Source organism: Phyllobacterium sp. A18/5-2 (genome assembly GCF_025452215.1).
GTDB classification, from domain to species: domain Bacteria; phylum Pseudomonadota; class Alphaproteobacteria; order Rhizobiales; family Rhizobiaceae; genus Phyllobacterium; species Phyllobacterium sophorae.
Genome location: NZ_CP104967.1, coordinates 383,133 through 402,009 on the forward strand (window position 1 = coordinate 383,133; position 18,877 = coordinate 402,009).

Below are 18,877 nucleotides of genomic sequence, written 5' to 3' on the forward strand. Positions count from 1 at the left end.
TCTGTCCATACGGCAGCAAAATGCTAATTAGCTTCTGCTGATCGGACATGCATGAGACATTTTCCCGGTGGTAACTTCGGGCCGCTCTCTAAGCTGGTCAAGGCGGGTCGCGGAGCATCCGCGCCGTCCTCTCATCCGCATTATTTACAAATACCATTCTTCTGATGAAACGATCTTTCTCAACCCGCGTTAAGAGCACATGGATGACATTGTCTGGCAGAGAACCGGCGTTGAAACTCAGGAGCCGTCGCGTGAGTTCACGGCAATGGGCGTGAACGGGATTGATGTTGGCCGGATCTATCGCATCGATGGAGGTCCGCTCAAAGGTCGCTGGCGCTGGATTTTTCTGCTCGGTCATTCACAGTTTCGCCAAGGCATAGTGAGCGGTCACCAGGCATCGAAGCAACGGGCAGCCGACCAAGTGTGCAGAACCTACCGACGTTACCTTGAAACACCGGGCAGCGATGGTGGCGGTCAAAGCAGGATACCGCTCAAAAAGCCCTCGAACCAAGACCAGGCAATTTGAATTTGGGGACGCTCTGGTCCAATTTCATGTGACAGCGGACCGATGGGCGTCGACTGTTCCAAAGTCGCTGGAGAAAACGGATGAGACAACAATACCTCGTCCTTCTTGCCCTCGTCATGTGTTTTGCGCTGCTGGCGGCACTCGCCTTTTGCTCGACGGAAGACGGCCCGCCCGGCCAAACGCCAACCATGGCGCCTCTGCAACAACACGCAACCCATGCCTAGCAGCTCGACGGATGCTATCATGTCGTCACCAGTTGCGGATGCATTCCATTGACCTTCAACGCCGCCATCAGCATTGCCCCGATGGAAAACTCCCCTGCCCTTGCCTTTTTCGGTCAAGGCCCGCAGATAACCGCCGGCAGAATTGATGCGCTGAGCCCGCTGCAGGATGCAGGCGATGACGACGGCAGTGTTTTCCTGGCCGAAGACGTCAAGCGCCTCCTCATAGGCCGAGGGCGAAATGCCGAGGTACCCCCGCACCTGCGCCGCCGTGGTCATCAAATCGCGCCAGTTGCTGATGCCGTTTGCCGCATAGTCGGCGATTTCCGGACAGGCCCTGATCACCAATCCGAGCGGATAGGCCTTTGTGGCATCCTCAGCCTTGGTCTTTGCCAGCGCGGATTTCGACCCTTGGCTGTTTTCGAAGCCCGGTTCAATATCAAATTTTATACTAGATTCTGTAATCTGTTGTTGCGGATCATTCTGAGACTCATTGGCGCTCGGATTTTCAGCATTTACATGCTTTTCCAACAGCATAGCCACTTCGTCGTGCAACGCCGCCAAATCGCTCAGGATCGGCTCCAGGGCCTCAAGCGCTGCCCGGCGCGGGATTGCCTCGACAATGGCGCGAAACCGCGTCCACAGCGTCCCCCAGTCGCCGCAAACGTCTTCGGCAACGGCTACCTCGATGAGCTTGGCGATATCCCGCCGCTGCAGCGTGATGCGCTCACGCACCAGCTTCAGGGCCCGGGAGGCGGCCCGCACGCTCTCAGCGGCCTGCTGCAGCTCTTCTGCACGGGCCAGCAAGGGTGCCAGGGAAAAGCCGAACGCGTCGGTGATCTCCCCGCCCCTGCCCTTGCGGGAGTAGCGCTTGCCGTTGGGGCTGTCCTTGCGCGTGATCAGACCGCATTCGAGCAGCGCCGCCAAATGCCGGCGCAAGGTGGCATTGGCCATGCCATGGGCGCGCATCGACAGCTGGACGTTGGAGGGAAACACCACCAGACCGTTGTCGGCCGACAGTTCATTATCGGGCAGGAACGACAACAAAGCGTTGAGCACCGCCAGCGAGCGGTCGCCAACACCGATGATTTCCTTGCCTTCGCACAGCCAGCGATACACCTGCCACTTGTCGGCGGTCTTGCCCGCTTCGATGTCCTGGGCTTGAGCCTGGGTTTTCAACTGGCCAAGCGACATCGATCGCCGCCCAAAGGGCGTCGTTATGAGATTTCCAAGCATCTCCGTTTCACCTTTCAAAAAGGCAAAAGACTTCCGCTCGCCAAAACGACGATCAACACTCTTGACAGTGATTCGGGGAAATGCGATTCCTCTAGCTGTTCAGACTTATGAGAAGGGCTTCCGCGACTACGTCGTTTGGGGGCCTTTTTCTTTTGCGGCTTCAGTTCTCCTGTGACTGTTCGTTTTTCTCTGCCCGGGATGTCTGGGAGAGATAATCCTCGTGCAAGTTCTCAATGCGAGCCAAGAGAAAATCAACGAATTCTGTTGGCACGTTCTTCATGAAATTCAGCTTTACGCCTGATGGTGCATAGCTAATTCTCGCCAACGTGATGCCTTTTGAGCGCAACTCTGCCCTCTTCGGTTCCTTCGTGGTGCCGGTGGCGTGTTCCCTTGGACTTAACGCCTTCATGACCGCGGCAAAACGGTCACGGCTTGAAAGCTTAGGGAAAGAACGATGCGACATGACATCGTCGGCCAGTGCTTTGGGGCTGCTCGCGCGCTCCCACGCTTCGACAAATTCGATCCAGCGCGGCCGGCCAATTTCTGGCGCCGCTCCAATTTTCAAGAGCGTATCACGTGGAATTGCCGAGGCGATTTTGATCATCTCGGATACGTGCGACTTGTTGGTCGACAAGGACGAGCAGATTACATCGCGCTTGAAGCCTGCATGCTCCTGCGCAAGCGCAAAGGAGCACTTTTCGATGAATGACAGATCCTCGCGCGCAGTGTTTTCCTCGCCTTGGATAATGACTGCCTGTTCGTCGGTCAGTTCGCGGATTGCTGCCTTGAATTTGATCCCGAGCTGGTTGGCTGCCGCCAATCTGCGGCGACCGTAGACGATTTGAAAACGCCCGGCCTTGCCTGGAATGGGTCGGACCAGACCAGGAACGATCTGTCCCCGTTCGCGCATTGATTGCGCAATTTCGCCTATGGCGATCTCTTCGTAGGCAGGATCGTAACGATCGACGATTGATGACGGCTCAATCGTCGCCGGATCAAGCTCGACGATATGTTCGGCATCTTTCAACAACCGATCGGCGAGATCGCTGCGCTCCTGAATGTGGCGCACTCCCGCAGCAACCTTCAAGAGGTGCGGAGAGGATGACTTCGAATGCCCGGTCGGCTGAGAAATATCATTGCCAAGCTGGCCAAGTACGTTTGCAAACATACTCTTTGAATCTTTCCGGCTCATTGCTCACGTCCCCATGCTTGCCAAAGCAATGCTTCAATCTCAGCATTGGCTGCGTTTATGGACTCAATTGCTCTGTCATAAGTTTTCGGAGCCGAGAATCGCGCTCGTTGAACTTCGTAAAGACTCTGCTTCCAAGTCAGAGCATCAGCAACTGCAGTTGACTTGATGACGGTGTGGAGCAGGAGATCATCGCCAAACACTTGCCGCATCAGCGCTTGCATATTGGCCTGGGGATGATCATTCGGTTCAAACTTTGTGATCAAGAACTTCGCAAAATCCCATTGCGCCGATGTCCCCACTTCATCGAGAATTTGCATATAGGACGCAGCCAATTCTAGAAATTTGCCCGTTGAATCGACATCGAGCATATGGGCTGGAACCGGGATCAAAACCCCGGTTGCTGCAGTCAAGGATGAAAGCGTGAGGAAATTCAGCGAAGGTGCGCAATCGAGCAGGATCACATCATATTTTTCAGTAATTTGCTCCAACGCCTGAGACACACGAAGAAGAAAACTTGTCCCGCCTGACTTTCTCATTTCCAGGGCGACGGCGGTTTCAAACTCGGTTAGCTCGAGCCCGGCGCAAATAACATCAAACCCAGCAATATGCGTAGGTTGGACGATCTGATCTGTTGGAATGGGATCCTCGAACCGGATCGCAGAGTAAAGGGTGTCCCCTTCCCTATAATCGAAACCAGGCAGGGCGCCGTGCAGGCTTGTCAAAGAAGCCTGCGGGTCCATGTCAACCGCCAGGACGCGATAGCCGCGAAGCGCGAGATAGTGGCCGAGATGAATCGTCGTCGAGGTTTTGCTGGAGCCGCCTTTGAAATTTGTCACAGCAATAATTTGGCATTGTTCACCATCAATGCGCCGAGGGTTCATCCATTTCTTGCGGCCATGTTCAGCAAGGTACAATCTCAGCTCAAGGATTTGCTCAAGCGAGTACAGCCTTCTCCCATTGGCCGTCACTTCCGGCGTCGGCCCACGGTCCTTCAATGAAATCTGGCGAATGTATGCCTCGGTGACTTCCAGCAATGCAGCCACTTCCGACGAGGCAAATTTTCTCATCGCCCTGGTGGCGTCTGGCGGATACTGCGCGAGGCTCAAGTTATTAAGTGCCATCTCCAGTTTCGTGGAGAAGGTCTGCATGAATTCAAGGCTGCTTAAGTGACGTGTCACTCGAATCTCCATGTTTCGTCACGTTTAGCTTAGCGCTCGAGATGGTTAACGCCTAGTAAACCGCACATTGACTACGCGAAATCTCGATAATTCGAGTTCCTAGCGTAGGTACTTTTAGATCGATCTCGGCCAAGCTGAGCAAACGCGTTGTTTTGGCATGCGCTATCCCATTCTAGTCGCTCTTGCAGAAAGTTCCCAGCTGGGAACTTTCTGCATCGTTGGCTTGCAGAGGTGTTCCCAGCTGGGAACTTTCCGGTGATTACGATGCAGAGAATCCGGAACCTCGACGAACTGCAATCTCACTAACCACGCACGTCGATAATGGCGCGGTCGCGGTCGACAATGAGCCAAAATGACCGGTTTCTTTAGCTGCGCGAATTATCATATCTGTGACTGTTTGCCGGTCAGGATCGTTTGGATGGTGCGAACACACTTTGGTCTGTACGCCTCCCTTCTCGATCTTGCCGTTGACGCCGTCGCGGTCGTGATCGCCGCATCGATGCGTGAGTCCAGCGCGGCTTGACCAGCTTGGTGATGATGCCACCGCCTTGGCGAATGTTTCCGGTCGGCGGCGCCGGTGATCTGGGCGTCGACGTTGTTTGCGGCCTTGGCCAGGCAGGCTTGGGCCGCCGGCTTGTCATGGATCCATGCGCGGCCCATGTCCGCCAGCGTTATCGGGGTCGGCGGCGCCCGGGCGGCAAAACGGCTCCCATTCATTGCGCTGATCGACGGCGGCCGGCCTGATCGTTGCGCTTTTGCGGTTCAAGCTCGATACTGCGCTCGCATGCCTTTTCGCAAACCGCATCGGCCACGCGGTGAAATCGCCAATGCTGGATCCAGCCGCTTTGCCGTGAGAGTCGCGCAAGGCGACAACAACGTGAATTTAAGCACGGCGACCAACACGGTGGAAACAACACCCATTTCAAAGAAGCGAATTTCACTGGCCGAAAGTGAAGCGACAAGGCCTTGAACGTCCTGTGCAGGGACGGCATCAAGTCTGGAGTGGCGCTAAAGACCAGCGAACATCCGCCTCATCACAACGCAGCCATTGTCCCGAGCGTCGCGATTGGAACCAGAAACGAGCATGAGCTGAAAACGATGAAACAGCAAACGCCTTGCAGATGATCACTCTAAATGCAGTGAGTCGTAACGATGACAGGCGATGCGAAAGGACAGGCATTGTCCTAGACCGCAAGTCGCGGCAGTCCTCAGGACTGACAAAGCCTTAAAAGAAAAGAGGGGGGAGAAAAATACAGCGGTCTGGCCCCAGCGCCGCGAAATGCGCGCACTGCGCACGAGCAATGGGGCGATTGGCCTGGGAAAAACGATCGCCTCTTGACAACAGGTGAATATCCTCCCGGTCGAAACCGTCGTGCGAAAGACCGCCTTGTGCGTATTCGCATTGATTGATCGCGCAGGCTCGAGGGAATTCGGATCACCAGCCAACTACCGACGCAAAGATTGGCGATGCATAGGGGTAGCGTTTCATGCTGGAGGTTCTGATTCAACAATCAAACTTTAGCGCGACACGCTGAGCATACGGGAATGCAAGTACTTGGCCGAGAATTTGCGTGAGCAGCGCACTCTATCACAGAGATTGCCACCTGCCGTATAGCGCGATTTGGCAATTGATTTCCAAGAGACATGACGTTTGGGTGGAGCCCAGGAAATCATAAGGGGCAGGGTATCAATTGAGCGTCTGTGGCCATTGCCGCTCGAAGGACGTTGACGGATCTCCCTTATGGTGACATCCTTTGCAAATCAAGCGCAATAGCAGCCCGGGCCATGCCGGGCTACTACTGCCTCCCGAGACCCAGTCCCCTCACAGAGTCTCTAGAATGGAAGCCAACTCCAGATTAGTTTCCATTTATGCGTTTATTTGCTTATTTATCAACGCGTTATACACTGTACTCAATACGCTGTTCCAACTTCATTTCGACCGGATAAACCGCTAGGCTGACAGCCCCGGTCATGCTGCCGGCGTTTCAACAAGACGATCACCAAAGCGAAGTATCTTGTCCGACGTAGCGGTGCCATCGTCGTAAAGCTTGACGATCCCTTCCGGCAACGGCCGCCCGTCAGCGGCGCAGATGTAGTCGCGCATGGTTGTGCCTGTGCAGCGCGAGTCGAGATTGACGGCGCCGCGATGCGCCACGACATCGTCGATGTGCACCGTCCTGAAATCGATACTGTAGCGTGCAAAATCGGTCGTATTGGGTACTGTTTCGTGCAGCTGCGCTCCGGAGAAAATGATGATCCCCCCAGGCGGTGGCAAATAGCGCAGAGACTGAGAGTTCAACTCCTGCTGCGGCTTTGGTTGTTCGCGCGTGTCAGTCTTGACGTGTTGCGCGGCTGTCGCCCGGTTCTTGCTGTTCCATTCGTAATAATTGTAAATCTCGGAATTGTTCCTGACCGGTACGTTGAAATAGTCCGGGTAGAAGCCCATCGCATTGTCCGGGTCAATCGAATATATCGGCAGCCACCAATTGAGCTGACACATTGGTGCGGAGTACCAGGTGTCGCGATGCGGGTGAAACGCGTAAGCGATACCTGATGACAGAAAGTGCGAGGGATAGGCCGAGCGCATCCGCGGCACGTCGAAATACAGCTTATCGAGATCGACACCGCTTTCCTTCATGATGAGGGGAATCAGCCTCTTGCATTCCGGGTGGTGGATAAATGCCGGCTTCATTGTCGAGAGGATTGCCGCAACCTCTTCCGGCGTCATGTGCTTGTGAATGGTGCGCGGATCGTGCGGCGCAAAGGCTTCATCAAGCATCTTCTTGGCAAGAGCGATGAGCTCTCTGGTTGTGTCGGTTGCACACGAAATGAAAATATCGCCGGAATAAAGTCTGCGACGCCGTTCATCATCATTTAGATCGGAATCTATGAATACGCCTGGCATAAGTATTCCTTTCAGCAGAATCGGCAATGTGGCGGTCCGACAGACCTCGCTACCGACGATAGGCCCTGGCCCTATTTAATGTTCACAATGGTACGTGAAAGCCCAACTCCACAACACTGAGTCATTAGTCGTAACGGGTTGTCCAAGCGGCTACCCATTTTGGCCAAGGCAGTCACCAAGGAATGCAGCACGCAGTATCTGGCAGCCAAGCAAGCAGGTACGCTCAATGGCCAGAAATGGCCACAGTTCCTCTCGGCCTGTAGCGACAGCCTGAAGTCCGATAATTCGGACGCAGCGGTACCGGATGAGCCGACCCCTGCCGCAACCAAGACCACTGCAAGCAAGACCACGACCAAGACAGCTCCAGCAGCAACCACGGCCGACGGCAAGCCGCTGTCACCGGGTCAGGTTGCGTTCCGCGCGCGCATCAGCGAGTGCGGCGAGCAGTGGCAGAAGGCCAAGGCAGCCAACAAGACAGGTGGCAAGACCTGGCCGCAATATTGGAGCGCCTGCAACACGCGGCTCAAGGCCAACTAATTTCGATCGCATACCAACTTTTGACCGCCCGGACCCATGTCGTCCGGGCGTTTGACTATGCACAAGCAAGATGTTTGCTCATCAAGGGCCTGTTACTGCGGCGGGCTGACATTTTGCAGCCGACAATATAAACCGTTGCGCATCACCATGAGGAAACGCGGGCATGAACGGAACAAAGCGGACAGTCTATTTCGCGCTTGGATGGGTCATGGTGGCGCTCGGTTTCGTCGGCGCTTTTTTGCCCGTCATGCCGACGACCATCTTCCTCATTCTCGCCGCTTGGTGTTTCAGCCGCTCTTCACCGCGCTTTGAAAAGTGGCTGCTCGAACATCCGGTCTTTGGTCCAACCCTGGTGCAATGGCGAAAATATGGAGCTGTGCCAAAACGCGTGAAATGGATCGCATGCGCGGGCATGGTCTTCGGCTATGGCGCCTTCTTTTATTTCGCCCGCCCGACCCCCATCATCGGCGGTGTGGTCGCGGTGTTCTTTATTGCCTGTGCTGCCTACGTCGTTACCCGTCCAAGCCGCCGCCGCGTAGTGGGGCTTGTCACGTTGTTTGGCTTAACCGTTTTTGGAAAACAGATGGCCCGTCTTCCGGTGCCGTTACGTTACGTTGGTGTATCGTACCGGACCTGAACGGCGTATATTGCGGGCATGCGGAATTCTTCCAGGATGGACCGTGGATGACGACCGAAGAACAAGTTGCCAGACATTACACGCATGGCGCGCTTGAACGGGCAATTCTCGACGCATTGCTCGCGAGCGGTAAAGATATTGACACCCTGGTTGCATCCGACCTTTCGGCGCTGGACGAACTACATCTCGGTTGGCGCGCTGCAACTGTCGAGCTCGGCAAGGATCTCGGGCTTGCATCTCACATGCATCTTTTGGATATCGGTTCCGGCATCGGCGGACCCGCACGCTACTTTGCCGAAACATATGAATGCCGCGTCACCGGCGTTGATCTTACCGATGAGTTTGTCGAGGTTGCGGAGGCTTTGACCGACCGTTGTGGCCTTGACGACAGGCTTGCGTTTCATCAGGCAAATGCTTTGGCACTTCCTTTCGATGACCGAAGCTTTGATGCGGCAAGCATGATCCATGTCGGCATGAACATTGAGGACAAGGCATCGCTGTTTGCCGAGGTGAATCGCGTGCTGATGCCTGGAGCGCGCTTTGGTGTCTATGATGTCATGTCCCTGCAAGATGCGCCGCTTCCCTTTCCTATGCCGTGGGCCGACACCATTGAAACCAGCTTCGTCAGGACACCTGAAACCTACCGCAAGTTGTTGACGGAGCATGGCTTCCAGATCGAACAGGAACACAATCGCCTTGATCTCGCATTGAAGCTCAGCCGTGAAATGCGCGAAAAGGCTGCAATTGAGGGCCCTCCAGCGTTGGGCCCGCACATCATTATGGGACCGGCAGCAAAACAGCGCCTGGCAAATGTCATGGACGCGCTTCAGAACGGGATCATCGCGCCCATTGAGATCCTCGCCAGGACATAAGTTTATCATCGTCCCACAAAAATCGAGACCTTGACGCGGGTCCCCCACGGCGCCCTAAGAGGTTGTCAGCATTTTTATTTCAACTGAAAGCCAAAGTCCTTAAGGATTGCCAAAAGCCTGTCGCGGTTTTTGAGGGACGCCTTTGTCGCAATGCGCCGGGCTATCTGCTCGGACCAGTCGATCGTTGCCATGGACTGGATTTTCTGAAACGTCCGCAATGTCTGATTGTAGCCAATCAATTCTTCCTGGCCCGGATTATCGCGATACTGCTCCCGGTGCAGCAAGGTAGTCTGCGGCAATCGTGGTTTGATATCGGTCCTGATGGATGGGTCGGGAAAACCCACCGTCAGCCCGAAAACCGGGAAAACCTGATCCGGAAGATTAAGCTCACGGGCGACGGTGATCGGATCGTTGCGGATAGCACCAATGTAACAGGTGCCGAGCCCCAGCGATTCCAGTGCGACGAGGGCATTTTGAGCGGCGAGCGCCGCGTCGATGATGCCGAGGAGAAAGCTTTCAAGGTAATCGAGGCCCTCGGAAGTTGAACTTTGCCCGTCCGCGATGCGGCGCAGGCGCGACAGGTCCGCCAGCCACACCAGTAGCAGCGGCGCCTGCTCGATCTGGCGTTGATTGCCCGCGACAGCATTGATGCGGGCTTTGCGTGCCGCATCCTCGACAGCAACGACGCTCCAAGCCTGCAGGTTCGAGGAAGTCGGGGCGGATTGTGCTGCTGCAACGGCAAGCTCAAGGGTCGCTGGGGGTACCGGCTCTGGCAGATAGGACCGTACACTCCTGTGGGCGAGCAACGTATCGATGGTTTGTGTCCACGAAGCGCTGGCGGATCGCGTTGAAGCATTGCCATAACGTTGTCGAAGGAGGATTTCGAGGCGATCTTCACCGCTTCGTTCCTCAGGCTTGACGGGATCAGCGGCGGCGATGGACATGGGTTATACTTTCAATGCGCACTGACGCGCCAGCGCAGGAGATAGGACTCAACCGTAGCGGCGAGGCGGTTAAGAATAAAGCCGACCAGGCCGAGGATGATCACGCCAACCATGACGAGCGCCATGTCAAACCGTTCGCGGCCTGCGATGATCAGTCCGCCAACGCCCGGACCAACGGCCAGGAAATATTCCGCGCCGACGGTTGCCAGCCATGAATAGATCAGTCCGAGATGAACGCCGGTTGCGATCGATGGCAGCGCCGATGGGAGAAAAATACGCGTGATGCGCTGCAGCGGCGTGAATTTCAACGCGCGTCCAACTTCGATCAGATCGCGGGGCGCATTGCGCATGCCTTCATAGGTGTTGAGCACAACCGGGATGAAGGCTGCGATGGCGACAAAGACAATTTTGGCCTGCTCGCCAAAGCCGAACCAGATCGAAATCAGCGGGATCCAGGCCAGAAGCGAAATCTGCTTCAATCCGTTAAAGGTCGGCGTGATTAAGGCGTCGGCTAAACGCGACAGCGCAAGCAGCGTTGCAAAGAGGATGCCAATCACTGAGCCGATGAAAAACCCCGCTATATTGCGGAACAGGCTAAAGCCAAGCTCGCCGAAGAGATTGTTGTCGATGAGTTCGCGCTTGGCGGTCAGAAAAACATCTTCCAGCGAGGGCAGGAAGCGGGCATCCACCAGACCTGTATGGCTGGACACCTCCCACAGCGCAAGAAGAAGCACAGGAAGGGTCAAACCGCGGCGTATCTTGACTGCGCGTTTGGTTTGAAGGGTTGCGGCAAGTGACATTAGCTGTCCTCCCCTTGCTTCCAGCGCTGGACCAAGTTTTCGGAAGCATCAAGCCCCTTGTCCATCAAAAAGCCGATGACGCCGACGGCAATCATCGCCACGATCACCACATCAAGCCAGAACATCTGCCTCCCCCAGACCAGGAGATAGCCAAGCCCTTCGGATGAGGCGAGCAATTCAACGCCAACGAGAGCGGTCCACGAATGGGTCAGGCCGTAGCGGATGCCGGTAAAAAGGGACGGAGCGGCGCCGGGTAAAACGATCAGACGCAATGTTTGCAGGCGGCTGAAACGCAGGGCATGGCCAACTTCCACCAAACTTGCCGGTACGGCGCGAATACCCGCTGCGGTATTGATCGTCATGGGCACCAGGGCGCCCTTGGCGATGACGATGATCTTCAAGGCCTCGCCAATGCCGAAGATGAGCATCAAAAGCGGGATCCAGCCGAGGGTCGGAATCTGGGCGAAGGCCAAAAACAACGGCCTCACATAATCGTCAACCCGCCGTGACAGACCCATGGCCATGCCTAACGTGAGACCAGCAGCAGCGCCAAAGAGAAAACCGATTACCACACGCCGCAGGCTGACGCCTGCGTGATAGAAGATTTCACCGGAAGTGACCATCTCCAGCGCTGTTGAAGAGACATAAGCTGGCGATGGAAGGATCTGTTCGGGTAGCCAGCCCTGGCTGGATGCGATCCACCAGGCGAGGAGCAGGCCCAACGGCACAATCAATGCGATCCCAAAACGATCAAGTGCGCGGCGATTTAACAGCTTTCGCGGCGCCCCACGGATTTGGACCGATGCAGGCGCGACGGAAACGCTCTTTGATGCGGTGCTCATGCGATGGCTACCAACTTCTGAGATGCTTTATGATGAGCCGAGTGGCTTGCCATTTGCGCCATAGGCCTGCCAGAATTTCTGAAGGCCCAGCTTCTCCAGTGAGACCTTGAGATATTTCGGCTCGAACCAGCCTTCAACGCTGACGTTACGGCGGATCAACCCGAATTCCTTGGCCTTGGTCCCCTGCTCCTCATATTGCGAGACCAGCAGATCGTCTATGAGCGGTGAATTGCGATAAGCCAGTTTGTCATTGCTGAAATAGTCCTCGAGGATCGGAATCGGGGTGCCGGACTTGTGCCAGAGCTCAAAAAGAGCCGCCCGGTTGGGTTCGTCGGAAGACCATTGCGCCGCCTTCACAAAGGCATCAACGACGCGCTGAGTGATTTCCGGATGTTTGTCGATGAAATCCTCCCGGCCGATAATGCCAGCGTTACGGCCAAAGCGGGGATCGTCGCCCTTTGTGGTATAGATCACCCTGGCATTGCCCTTGGAGGCAAGGTTAATCAGCGTTGTGTCGCCAAAGGCCGCGTCGATATCCTGACTGGTCAGTGCCGCCACCGTTCCAGCGCTGTCGAGATTGATGACCTGAATATCCTTCTCCGTCAGGCCGTTGGCTTCCAGAACCTTGATTGCGGCCAAATGGCCGTTGGTGCCACGCTGATAGGCGACTTTCTTGCCCTTAAGGTCTCCAACCGACTTGATCGTCGAATCCTTGGCTGCGGCGAGATAGAGCGGCTTGCGCGCGCCGCTTGCCAACAGATATTTCGTCTTCAGCCCATTGGCACGGCCGATCAGCGACGGAAGATCGCCCTGATAGGCAAAATCGAGCTGATTGTTGGCAAATGCCTCGTTGACCGCCGGTCCGGCGCCCTTGAAGAAAAACCACTCGATCTTGACAGTGGGATCGTTGGCAAATTCCTTTTCGAGGTACTCGCCGGCTCGCGCTGTGGCCGCGGAAGTTCCTTCCGCATAGGGGCGGCTATCAAGTCCAATCGCGGCATAACCGACATTGATCGTCAGGGGTTCTTCTGCAACGGCAGAAGAGGCCAGTACAGACAAGGCAAATGCGGCCATAACCGCGCGGCGGGTGAAATGGGATAACGTCATGTTAAATCTCCGTCGTTGAAAACAGGGGTTTGCCGGATGGCTTTGCTCTGAGCACGGCATGGGCCGGAATTGTCTTGGCGAGCGGACGCTTTTGCCGTGTTGGCTGTATTGCCGTTGCCGCAGGCAGACCGACAGTCGTGCTGTTGAGAATATCAAGAACGTGGTTGCGAATGCTGGCGAGCTGCGATGAGGTGCGTTCACGCGGGTGCGGCAGATCGACGGGCACGATTGTTCTGATCCGGCCTGGACGCGGCGACATGATCACAACGCGGTCGCCGAGATAGACAGCCTCGTCCACATCATGCGTGACGAGCACCATGGTGATCTGTCCCTTCGCCCAGATGTCCTGCAACTCGCCCTGAAGGCGCGCCTTGGTAATAGCGTCGAGCGCGCCGAAGGGCTCATCGAGAAAAAGAACATCGGGGCGGTTGACGAGGCCGCGTGCAATTCCGGCGCGTTGCGCCATGCCGCCCGATAGCTGATGCGGGTAGGCTTTTTCGAAACCGGTCAAGCCAACGAGTTCGATCTGCTGTGCGACGAGGTCGCGTTTTTCTGCCTTCGACAACGGAGCGTTTTCAAGACCAAGATCGACGTTGCGTTCAACCGTCAGCCACGGGAAAAGCCGCGGCTCCTGGAATACGATCCCGCGATCGAGGCTCGGACCTTCCACCGGCTGGCCGCCATGTTCGATGACACCGTCATGCTCGACGTCAAGTCCGGCACCAAGGCGCAGCAAGGTCGACTTGCCGCAACCGCTCGCACCGACAATGGTCACAAATTCGCCGGCTCGAACGTCAAGGCTGACCTCGTCGAGCGCCGTAAGGTCACTGCCATTGACGCGGAACCTTCGGCTCACATTGCTGATCCTTAAATGGGCTGTGCTGGTCATGGCGCCATCTTTCTTGCTTGAATGGACAGGATTATTCGGCTGCAACTGCGGAGCGCGGGTGCTGCGGCTCGCGCAGGCCGAGATGGCTGCGCAAGGTGCGGCCCTCATACTCGGTGCGAAACAGGCCGCGCCGGCGCAGTTCAGGCACAATGTGCTCGACGAAATCCGTAAGACCGGCAGGCAGGTGCGGCGGCATGACATTAAATCCGTCGGCGGCGCCCGACGTGAACCATTCTTCCATCTGGTCGGCGATCTGTTGCGGCGTGCCCACGATCTGCCAATGGCCGCGTGCGCCGGCAACCCGCAGATAGAGCTGGCGAATGGTCAGGTTTTCGCGGCGGGCCAGATCGACCATCAGCTTCTGACGGCTCTTGCTGCCGTTGGTCTCGGTTACTTGCGGAAATGGCCCATCCAGCGGGTATTTCGACAAGTCGACGTCCCCGGCCATGCCATTGAGCAGAGACAGACCAACAGCCGGATGGATCAATTCCTGGATCTGTTCGAATTTCTCGCGAGCCTCCGATTCTGTCCTGCCAATCACCGGGAAAATGCCGGGCATGATCTTCAGATCATCTGGAGAGCGGCCGAAACGGGCCAGCCTGCCTTTGACATCGCCATAGAAGGCGCGGGCGTCATCGATATTCTGGTGCGCGGTAAAGATGACTTCCGCGGTGCGGGCGGCCAGATGCTTGCCCGGCTCCGATGAGCCTGCCTGAACAATTACCGGATGGCCCTGCGGCGCGCGCGCGACGTTGAGCGGCCCGCGGACCTTGAAGTGCTTGCCGCGGTGATTGAGCAAATGTTGCTTGTCGGGGTCGTAGTAGATACCGCTTTCCTTATCGCGAAGGAAGGCGTCCTCTTCCCATGTGTCCCACAATCCGCGAACGACATCGGCAAATTCTTCGGCCCGCTCGTAGCGTTCCGCATGGGCAACGTGGTGCTCGCGGTTGAAATTGTGTGCTTCGTCCTCACTCGCCGAGGTCACCAGATTCCATCCGGCCCGTCCGCCGCTGATATGATCAAGCGAGGCAAATTTCCGGGCGATGTGATAGGGTTCGTTATATGTGGTCGAGGCCGTGGCGACAAAGCCGACCCGATCCGTCAAAGCTGCCAGCGCCGACAGCAGCGTCAGCGGTTCGAACTGGGCCACATAGCGGATTGCAGTGCGGCTGAGCGCCTCGGTATCGGTGCCACGCGTACCAACGCCGTCGGCCATGAAGATCAGATCGAATTTTGCCGCCTCGGCGGTGCGTGCAAGTTCGGCGTAGTGGGCGAAATTGGATCCGGCATCGGCTTGGGCCTCGGGGTGGCGCCATGCAGCAATGTGATGCCCGGTGGGATAGAGGAATGCCCCCAGTTTCATTTGGCCGCCGCGTTTGCTCATTTTCAGTTTCCTGATGACTGTCTTTGCGAAAGCCTAGGCCGCAAATTCTAATCACGACAGAAATGGTATTCTTTAAAATTTGGCCGGCGGGGTTTTATTGATTTCCCGTCACCTGCTACCGGAGGTTGTTTTTCGAACGCCGCCCGGATTTGTTGGAGCTTGTGTTCGGGTCTGAGACATAGTTGACTGTCGATGGATCAGGTTCGGGGACGGCAATGACTCTTAAAGATGACGACGAACACCTCATTGAAACGCTTTTCCGCAACGGCACAATTACCGTGGTTGGTGTGGTGCTTTCATTCTCCCTTGGATTTCTCACCCAGTGGGCAAGTAATCCCATACCCTGGAAACTCGCTGATCTGCCGACTCTCCTCCTCATTTCGATCGGCATCGTTCTTCAGTTGCGATCTCTCGCTTTTCTGCTGAAGACGGATTCATTGAGGAAAGTGGTCTATGACAGGGCAAGCCGGCTGTTTCTAGACGGGGTGATCACCACTGGGTCAGGTGTTTTCCTGGCCATTGTCATCGACACCTTCCGATTGCTGGCCGAGCGTTAACCGACACTTGCGATCTCTTCCCGTCGCCCCTTGATTTGCTGCCGCACCCCTGTTGTGTTGCTGGCTGTTGAGGAGACGGAAATGCGATTAGAAACTGATTTGTCGGACTTCAGAAACAGCCGGTTTTCGCGTGAACCTGCGCCATCGCACTGGCCCCGCGGCGTCAGACAGCTTTCGGCCAAGGGCAGCGACCTGTTCGGCGTTCATGAAGAGACCGGCAACCTCTATTGGGATGGCAAACTCGTCCAGACGACCAACCGCCTTGGCAATTTCGAAAGAGGGCTGGCAATCGCGCTTGCGGCATCATTGGTGTCCCTCGCCGTATTGGATGCCATCCGCTTTTTTCTCGGCCACTGATCCACCGAGCGTGCTTGCAGACTATTTTAATACAAATGCAAACAACCCGACTAACATGGCATTAAGCAAGAAGAACAGTCAGCTTTCGTCAACCATATTCTTTAAGATCCCTGTAAATGCCGGCGACTTATGTTCACGACGGTTCAACGAAACCAAAGTCAACAAACGACCAGCCAAACAGGGATCCATGATCATGAGCAAACTTTTCGCACGCTTCCTTAAAGATGAGTCCGGCGCAACTGCTATCGAGTACGGCCTGATTGCAGCCCTCATCTCCGTCGGCATCATTGCCGGTGCAACTGCCCTCGGTTCGAGCATCAATACGACGTTCACAAACCTCGGCACAGCTATGTCTGGCGCTGCTCCGGATTAATGAGTGGATTGGGTGCTCTTCAAGCAGCCCCTCTCGGTTAAGTTTAGGCCACCTACGGGTGGCCTTTTCATTTTTGGCGATGAATAAATGGATCACCTATAGTGTTTTGACGCCTGACAAGGCCAGCGCGCAGGGCGTCATTCTATGGAGGACAAAATGGAAAGATTTCAGGCACCCATCGCGCTGCTTGCAAGGTTGTTTCTGGCCTATATCTTCATCATTGAGGGCTGGGGCAAGATTGGCGAATACGCGGCAACCGGCAGCTATATGGAAGCCAACGGCGTGTCAGCGGCGCTCCTCCCCCTCGTCATAGTCACCGAGCTCGGCGGGGGGATCCTCGTCGCTGCCGGCTTCGCAACCCGCTATGCGGCGGCAGCGCTCGCCGGGTTTTGTCTGCTGACAGCGATGCTGTTCCACACCGATTTCAGTGACTCTGAACAAGTCATCAACTTCAACAAGAATATCGCCATGACAGGCGGGTTTTTGGCGATCGTTGCTTTTGGTCCCGGTGCCTGGTCAATCGAGGCATGGCGAAAACGCACCTAACGAAATTTGGCTCGCATGGCATCGATGCCGGGAATTTTCGCCATCAGCGGGCGGTGCACTTCCTCGAAATTCTACACGAGGGAGCGCTGCGTCTTCCCGACGAGAATCGTAAAAATATAGGACGCATGGCCGGGCGAGGTTGCGGTGGGGTGGTATCCCGTCGAGAAAGCGAATGTGTCGCCGCTTCGCGTCACGTATACATGGGGCTCTTTCTCCTCCTCATGCCAGAGTTGGGTGCCAAACCCTGACGATGGATCGAAGCGCCAGTGATATAGTTCCTCATGCGCCGTCTCACCGGGCCGGCCGGTATCGTGCTTGTGCGGCGGATAGCCGGACCAGCAGCCCTCATCGGCATAAAGCTCGCTGACCAGCAGACGTCCAACGCGATCTGCCTGTTTATTGCCGAGAATGTGAAAAATGCGCCGACGCGATTTTGTCTCGTTGGATCCGACATCGACCATGTCGACGTCCTCAGGCACAACGCGAAAAGGTGCCATTGGCTCGCGCCAGCGGCCTCCGGCAATGGCGATCTCGCAATCGCCAAGTGCGGTGATCTCGCACCTCGGCACCGGGGCAGGTTTTGACCGTGACCGACACTTGTTGACTGTGGAGATTTGAAGTCAGCCCCGCAACCCCTTCCAACATAAATCGATAATCGCTTCTGTCTGACAGAGGCAGTTTTGTGCGCTGGCACGATTTTCTCTTCACTTGCGGTTCGAACATAGGTTCCGCCAGATCCTCGCCTTGCTAGCGCCGATGACCATAGCAGAGTGTTTCGTGCTGCGGCCCAAATTCAGGTGCGCATCCATTGTAATCCGAAGGGGTTGGTCAATCTTTTGGGGACTGCCCCTCGACTGTCTCTGTTCACGACCGTCTTCGCCCGTTTCCGTCGGCTCATTTTTCGTCAAGAAGTTCCAGCGGTGGCTGGTGAGACCGCCTGCATCCGCCAACATCACTTAACATTTCAAAACCCAACCCAACGAGGGAATGTGGGAACTCATCCTGGCAACCGGCAGAGAGTGGTGCAGCCCCGGAGACAAGGGATGTCATCGCCATGTCCTATAACAGGAACACGATATGTCACATTCCCGAATTGGCCTGGCAGGCGACCTGTCGCGGCGTCGATCCATTGGCTCCAAGCATCTTGTATGGCCTCTGGCTTTGATGGTTGGTGGTTGCGCCTCAGTGCCGCTCCAACAGGCGAACTCGTTGACGTCCTACGATGGTTTGGCCTCGAACGGTGGGCGATTGACCAAGGCGAAATATAAGGTTGCGCCTGCGGATATCGCTGCGGCAAAGACGGTCTATGTAGAGCCGACGACGATTTCAGCCGCCGCCGCACAAGATCGCTGAGGGCACGTTCCCCGCCCGGTTGAAAATCAGCATCCATGGCGCGGGCTGGCGCAGAATCCGACATCAACCGCTGGGTGGCAAATCCCATTGGATGGCGCGCTGTCAACGACAACGAAGCGCCTAACGCAAAGGGAGAGCACCCATGACGCCGGATGACCCGCCCGATCCAGAAGATCATCTTGTCGCAGCCAACGATAACGGCGGTATGGACCGCCCTGATCCCGAGGCGCTGCGCAAGGTCAACGATGTCGTTGTCGAGCTTGCGCGCATCATCGGTCGCCGTATGGCGCGTGAGGACTTCGCCAAGCAGATCGCCGCGAACAACAACGCGCCGAAATCTGGCGACAGAGCGGACGACAGGAATACATGAAGCCGCACTCATTTTGTCTTGACAATGTCTGTCATTCTGGCAGGGTGCGTG

21 protein-coding genes and 2 pseudogenes are annotated in these 18,877 nt (G+C 56.2%); 12 read left to right on the top strand and 11 right to left on the bottom strand.

Going from position 1 to position 18,877, the window contains the following annotated elements; genetic code table 11:
• Window positions 1-199: 199 nt before the first annotated feature.
• Together N8E89_RS20360 and N8E89_RS20365 are read left to right on the top strand one after the other, a co-directional pair.
• Window positions 200-526: a hypothetical protein gene (locus N8E89_RS20360; protein WP_113173645.1), complete on the top strand. Its 327-nt coding sequence runs from the start codon at window positions 200-202 to the stop codon at window positions 524-526.
• Between the two features lie 80 nt (window positions 527-606).
• Window positions 607-750: a hypothetical protein gene (locus N8E89_RS20365; protein WP_262262985.1), complete on the top strand. Its 144-nt coding sequence runs from the start codon at window positions 607-609 to the stop codon at window positions 748-750.
• Window positions 751-767: 17 nt separating this feature from the next.
• Here the strand turns inward: N8E89_RS20365 and repC are convergent.
• From repC to N8E89_RS20385, 4 genes and pseudogenes are all read right to left on the bottom strand, one after another.
• Window positions 768-1,983, bottom strand: a pseudogene (gene repC / locus N8E89_RS20370) (plasmid replication protein RepC).
• 160 nt (window positions 1,984-2,143) lie between these two features.
• The gene (gene repB, locus N8E89_RS20375; RefSeq protein WP_262262986.1) at window positions 2,144-3,175 is read right to left on the bottom strand and encodes a plasmid partitioning protein RepB; all 1,032 of its coding nucleotides are present in this window, start codon (window positions 3,173-3,175) and stop codon (window positions 2,144-2,146) included.
• On the bottom strand, window positions 3,172-4,353 hold the full coding sequence (gene repA / locus N8E89_RS20380) for a plasmid partitioning protein RepA (protein WP_262262987.1): 1,182 nt from the start codon (window positions 4,351-4,353) through the stop codon (window positions 3,172-3,174). Before repA ends, repB begins: the two co-directional genes overlap by 4 nt.
• A gap of 1,969 nt (window positions 4,354-6,322) precedes the next feature.
• Complete coding sequence (locus tag N8E89_RS20385; RefSeq protein ID WP_262262988.1) at window positions 6,323-7,258, bottom strand: hypothetical protein; 936 nt, start codon at window positions 7,256-7,258, stop codon at window positions 6,323-6,325.
• Window positions 7,259-7,417: 159 nt separating this feature from the next.
• Between N8E89_RS20385 and N8E89_RS20390 the strand changes: the two genes are divergently transcribed.
• The 3 genes from N8E89_RS20390 (at window position 7,418) to N8E89_RS20400 (ending at window position 9,304) form a co-directional block, all read left to right on the top strand.
• Window positions 7,418-7,795, top strand: a complete 378-nt coding sequence (locus N8E89_RS20390; protein ID WP_262262989.1) for a hypothetical protein — start codon at window positions 7,418-7,420, stop codon at window positions 7,793-7,795.
• A gap of 208 nt (window positions 7,796-8,003) precedes the next feature.
• Entirely contained in the window at window positions 8,004-8,432 is a 429-nt protein-coding gene (locus N8E89_RS20395; protein WP_262262990.1) for a YbaN family protein, read from the top strand.
• 47 nt (window positions 8,433-8,479) lie between these two features.
• Window positions 8,480-9,304, top strand: a complete 825-nt coding sequence (locus N8E89_RS20400) for an SAM-dependent methyltransferase (protein WP_262262991.1) — start codon at window positions 8,480-8,482, stop codon at window positions 9,302-9,304.
• Window positions 9,305-9,378: 74 nt separating this feature from the next.
• On the opposite strand, the gene N8E89_RS20405 is transcribed toward N8E89_RS20400, so the two are convergent.
• The 6 genes from N8E89_RS20405 to N8E89_RS20430 are packed head-to-tail and all read right to left on the bottom strand — an operon-like array spanning window position 9,379 to window position 15,270.
• Window positions 9,379-10,248 (bottom strand): NADPH-dependent oxidoreductase, encoded by an 870-nt coding sequence (locus N8E89_RS20405; RefSeq protein ID WP_410010436.1) that lies wholly within the window; start codon window positions 10,246-10,248, stop codon window positions 9,379-9,381.
• 11 nt (window positions 10,249-10,259) lie between these two features.
• On the bottom strand, window positions 10,260-11,048 hold the full coding sequence (locus N8E89_RS20410) for an ABC transporter permease (RefSeq protein WP_262262992.1): 789 nt from the start codon (window positions 11,046-11,048) through the stop codon (window positions 10,260-10,262).
• A complete protein-coding gene (locus N8E89_RS20415; protein ID WP_262262993.1) occupies window positions 11,048-11,890 on the bottom strand; it encodes an ABC transporter permease in 843 nt (280 codons plus the stop codon). The genes N8E89_RS20410 and N8E89_RS20415 overlap by 1 nt, the downstream gene beginning before the upstream one ends.
• 27 nt (window positions 11,891-11,917) lie before the next feature.
• Window positions 11,918-12,997 carry an ABC transporter substrate-binding protein gene (locus N8E89_RS20420; protein WP_262262994.1) on the bottom strand — a complete coding sequence of 360 codons (1,080 nt, stop codon included), beginning with the start codon at window positions 12,995-12,997 and terminating at the stop codon, window positions 11,918-11,920.
• 1 nt (window position 12,998) lies between these two features.
• On the bottom strand, window positions 12,999-13,886 hold the full coding sequence (locus N8E89_RS20425) for an ABC transporter ATP-binding protein (protein WP_262262995.1): 888 nt from the start codon (window positions 13,884-13,886) through the stop codon (window positions 12,999-13,001).
• 31 nt (window positions 13,887-13,917) lie between these two features.
• Window positions 13,918-15,270 (bottom strand): LLM class flavin-dependent oxidoreductase, encoded by a 1,353-nt coding sequence (locus N8E89_RS20430; protein WP_262262996.1) that lies wholly within the window; start codon window positions 15,268-15,270, stop codon window positions 13,918-13,920.
• 215 nt (window positions 15,271-15,485) lie between these two features.
• Between N8E89_RS20430 and N8E89_RS20435 the strand changes: the two genes are divergently transcribed.
• The 4 genes from N8E89_RS20435 (at window position 15,486) to N8E89_RS20450 (ending at window position 17,103) form a co-directional block, all read left to right on the top strand.
• On the top strand, window positions 15,486-15,827 hold the full coding sequence (locus tag N8E89_RS20435; RefSeq protein ID WP_262262997.1) for a hypothetical protein: 342 nt from the start codon (window positions 15,486-15,488) through the stop codon (window positions 15,825-15,827).
• A gap of 81 nt (window positions 15,828-15,908) precedes the next feature.
• Window positions 15,909-16,184 carry a hypothetical protein gene (locus tag N8E89_RS20440; RefSeq protein ID WP_106665471.1) on the top strand — a complete coding sequence of 92 codons (276 nt, stop codon included), beginning with the start codon at window positions 15,909-15,911 and terminating at the stop codon, window positions 16,182-16,184.
• Between the two features lie 193 nt (window positions 16,185-16,377).
• Window positions 16,378-16,557, top strand: coding sequence for a Flp family type IVb pilin (locus tag N8E89_RS20445; RefSeq protein WP_262262998.1), 180 nt, complete (start codon window positions 16,378-16,380; stop codon window positions 16,555-16,557).
• Between the two features lie 156 nt (window positions 16,558-16,713).
• Window positions 16,714-17,103, top strand: a complete 390-nt coding sequence (locus N8E89_RS20450; protein WP_262262999.1) for a DoxX family protein — start codon at window positions 16,714-16,716, stop codon at window positions 17,101-17,103.
• Window positions 17,104-17,174: 71 nt separating this feature from the next.
• Here N8E89_RS20450 and N8E89_RS20455 read toward each other — a convergent pair whose 3' ends face one another.
• Entirely contained in the window at window positions 17,175-17,672 is a 498-nt protein-coding gene (locus N8E89_RS20455) for a 5-deoxy-glucuronate isomerase (RefSeq protein WP_262263000.1), read from the bottom strand.
• Between the two features lie 508 nt (window positions 17,673-18,180).
• Between N8E89_RS20455 and N8E89_RS20460 the strand changes: the two genes are divergently transcribed.
• The 3 genes and pseudogenes from N8E89_RS20460 (at window position 18,181) to N8E89_RS20470 (ending at window position 18,826) form a co-directional block, all read left to right on the top strand.
• Window positions 18,181-18,456 carry a hypothetical protein gene (locus N8E89_RS20460; RefSeq protein WP_262263001.1) on the top strand — a complete coding sequence of 92 codons (276 nt, stop codon included), beginning with the start codon at window positions 18,181-18,183 and terminating at the stop codon, window positions 18,454-18,456.
• Window positions 18,446-18,602 (top strand): annotated as a pseudogene (locus tag N8E89_RS20465) (helix-turn-helix transcriptional regulator); the annotation flags it as partial. The gene N8E89_RS20460 and the pseudogene N8E89_RS20465, both read left to right, overlap by 11 nt.
• On the top strand, window positions 18,599-18,826 hold the full coding sequence (locus N8E89_RS20470) for a hypothetical protein (protein WP_262263002.1): 228 nt from the start codon (window positions 18,599-18,601) through the stop codon (window positions 18,824-18,826). The pseudogene N8E89_RS20465 and the gene N8E89_RS20470, both read left to right, overlap by 4 nt.
• Window positions 18,827-18,877 lie beyond the last annotated feature (51 nt).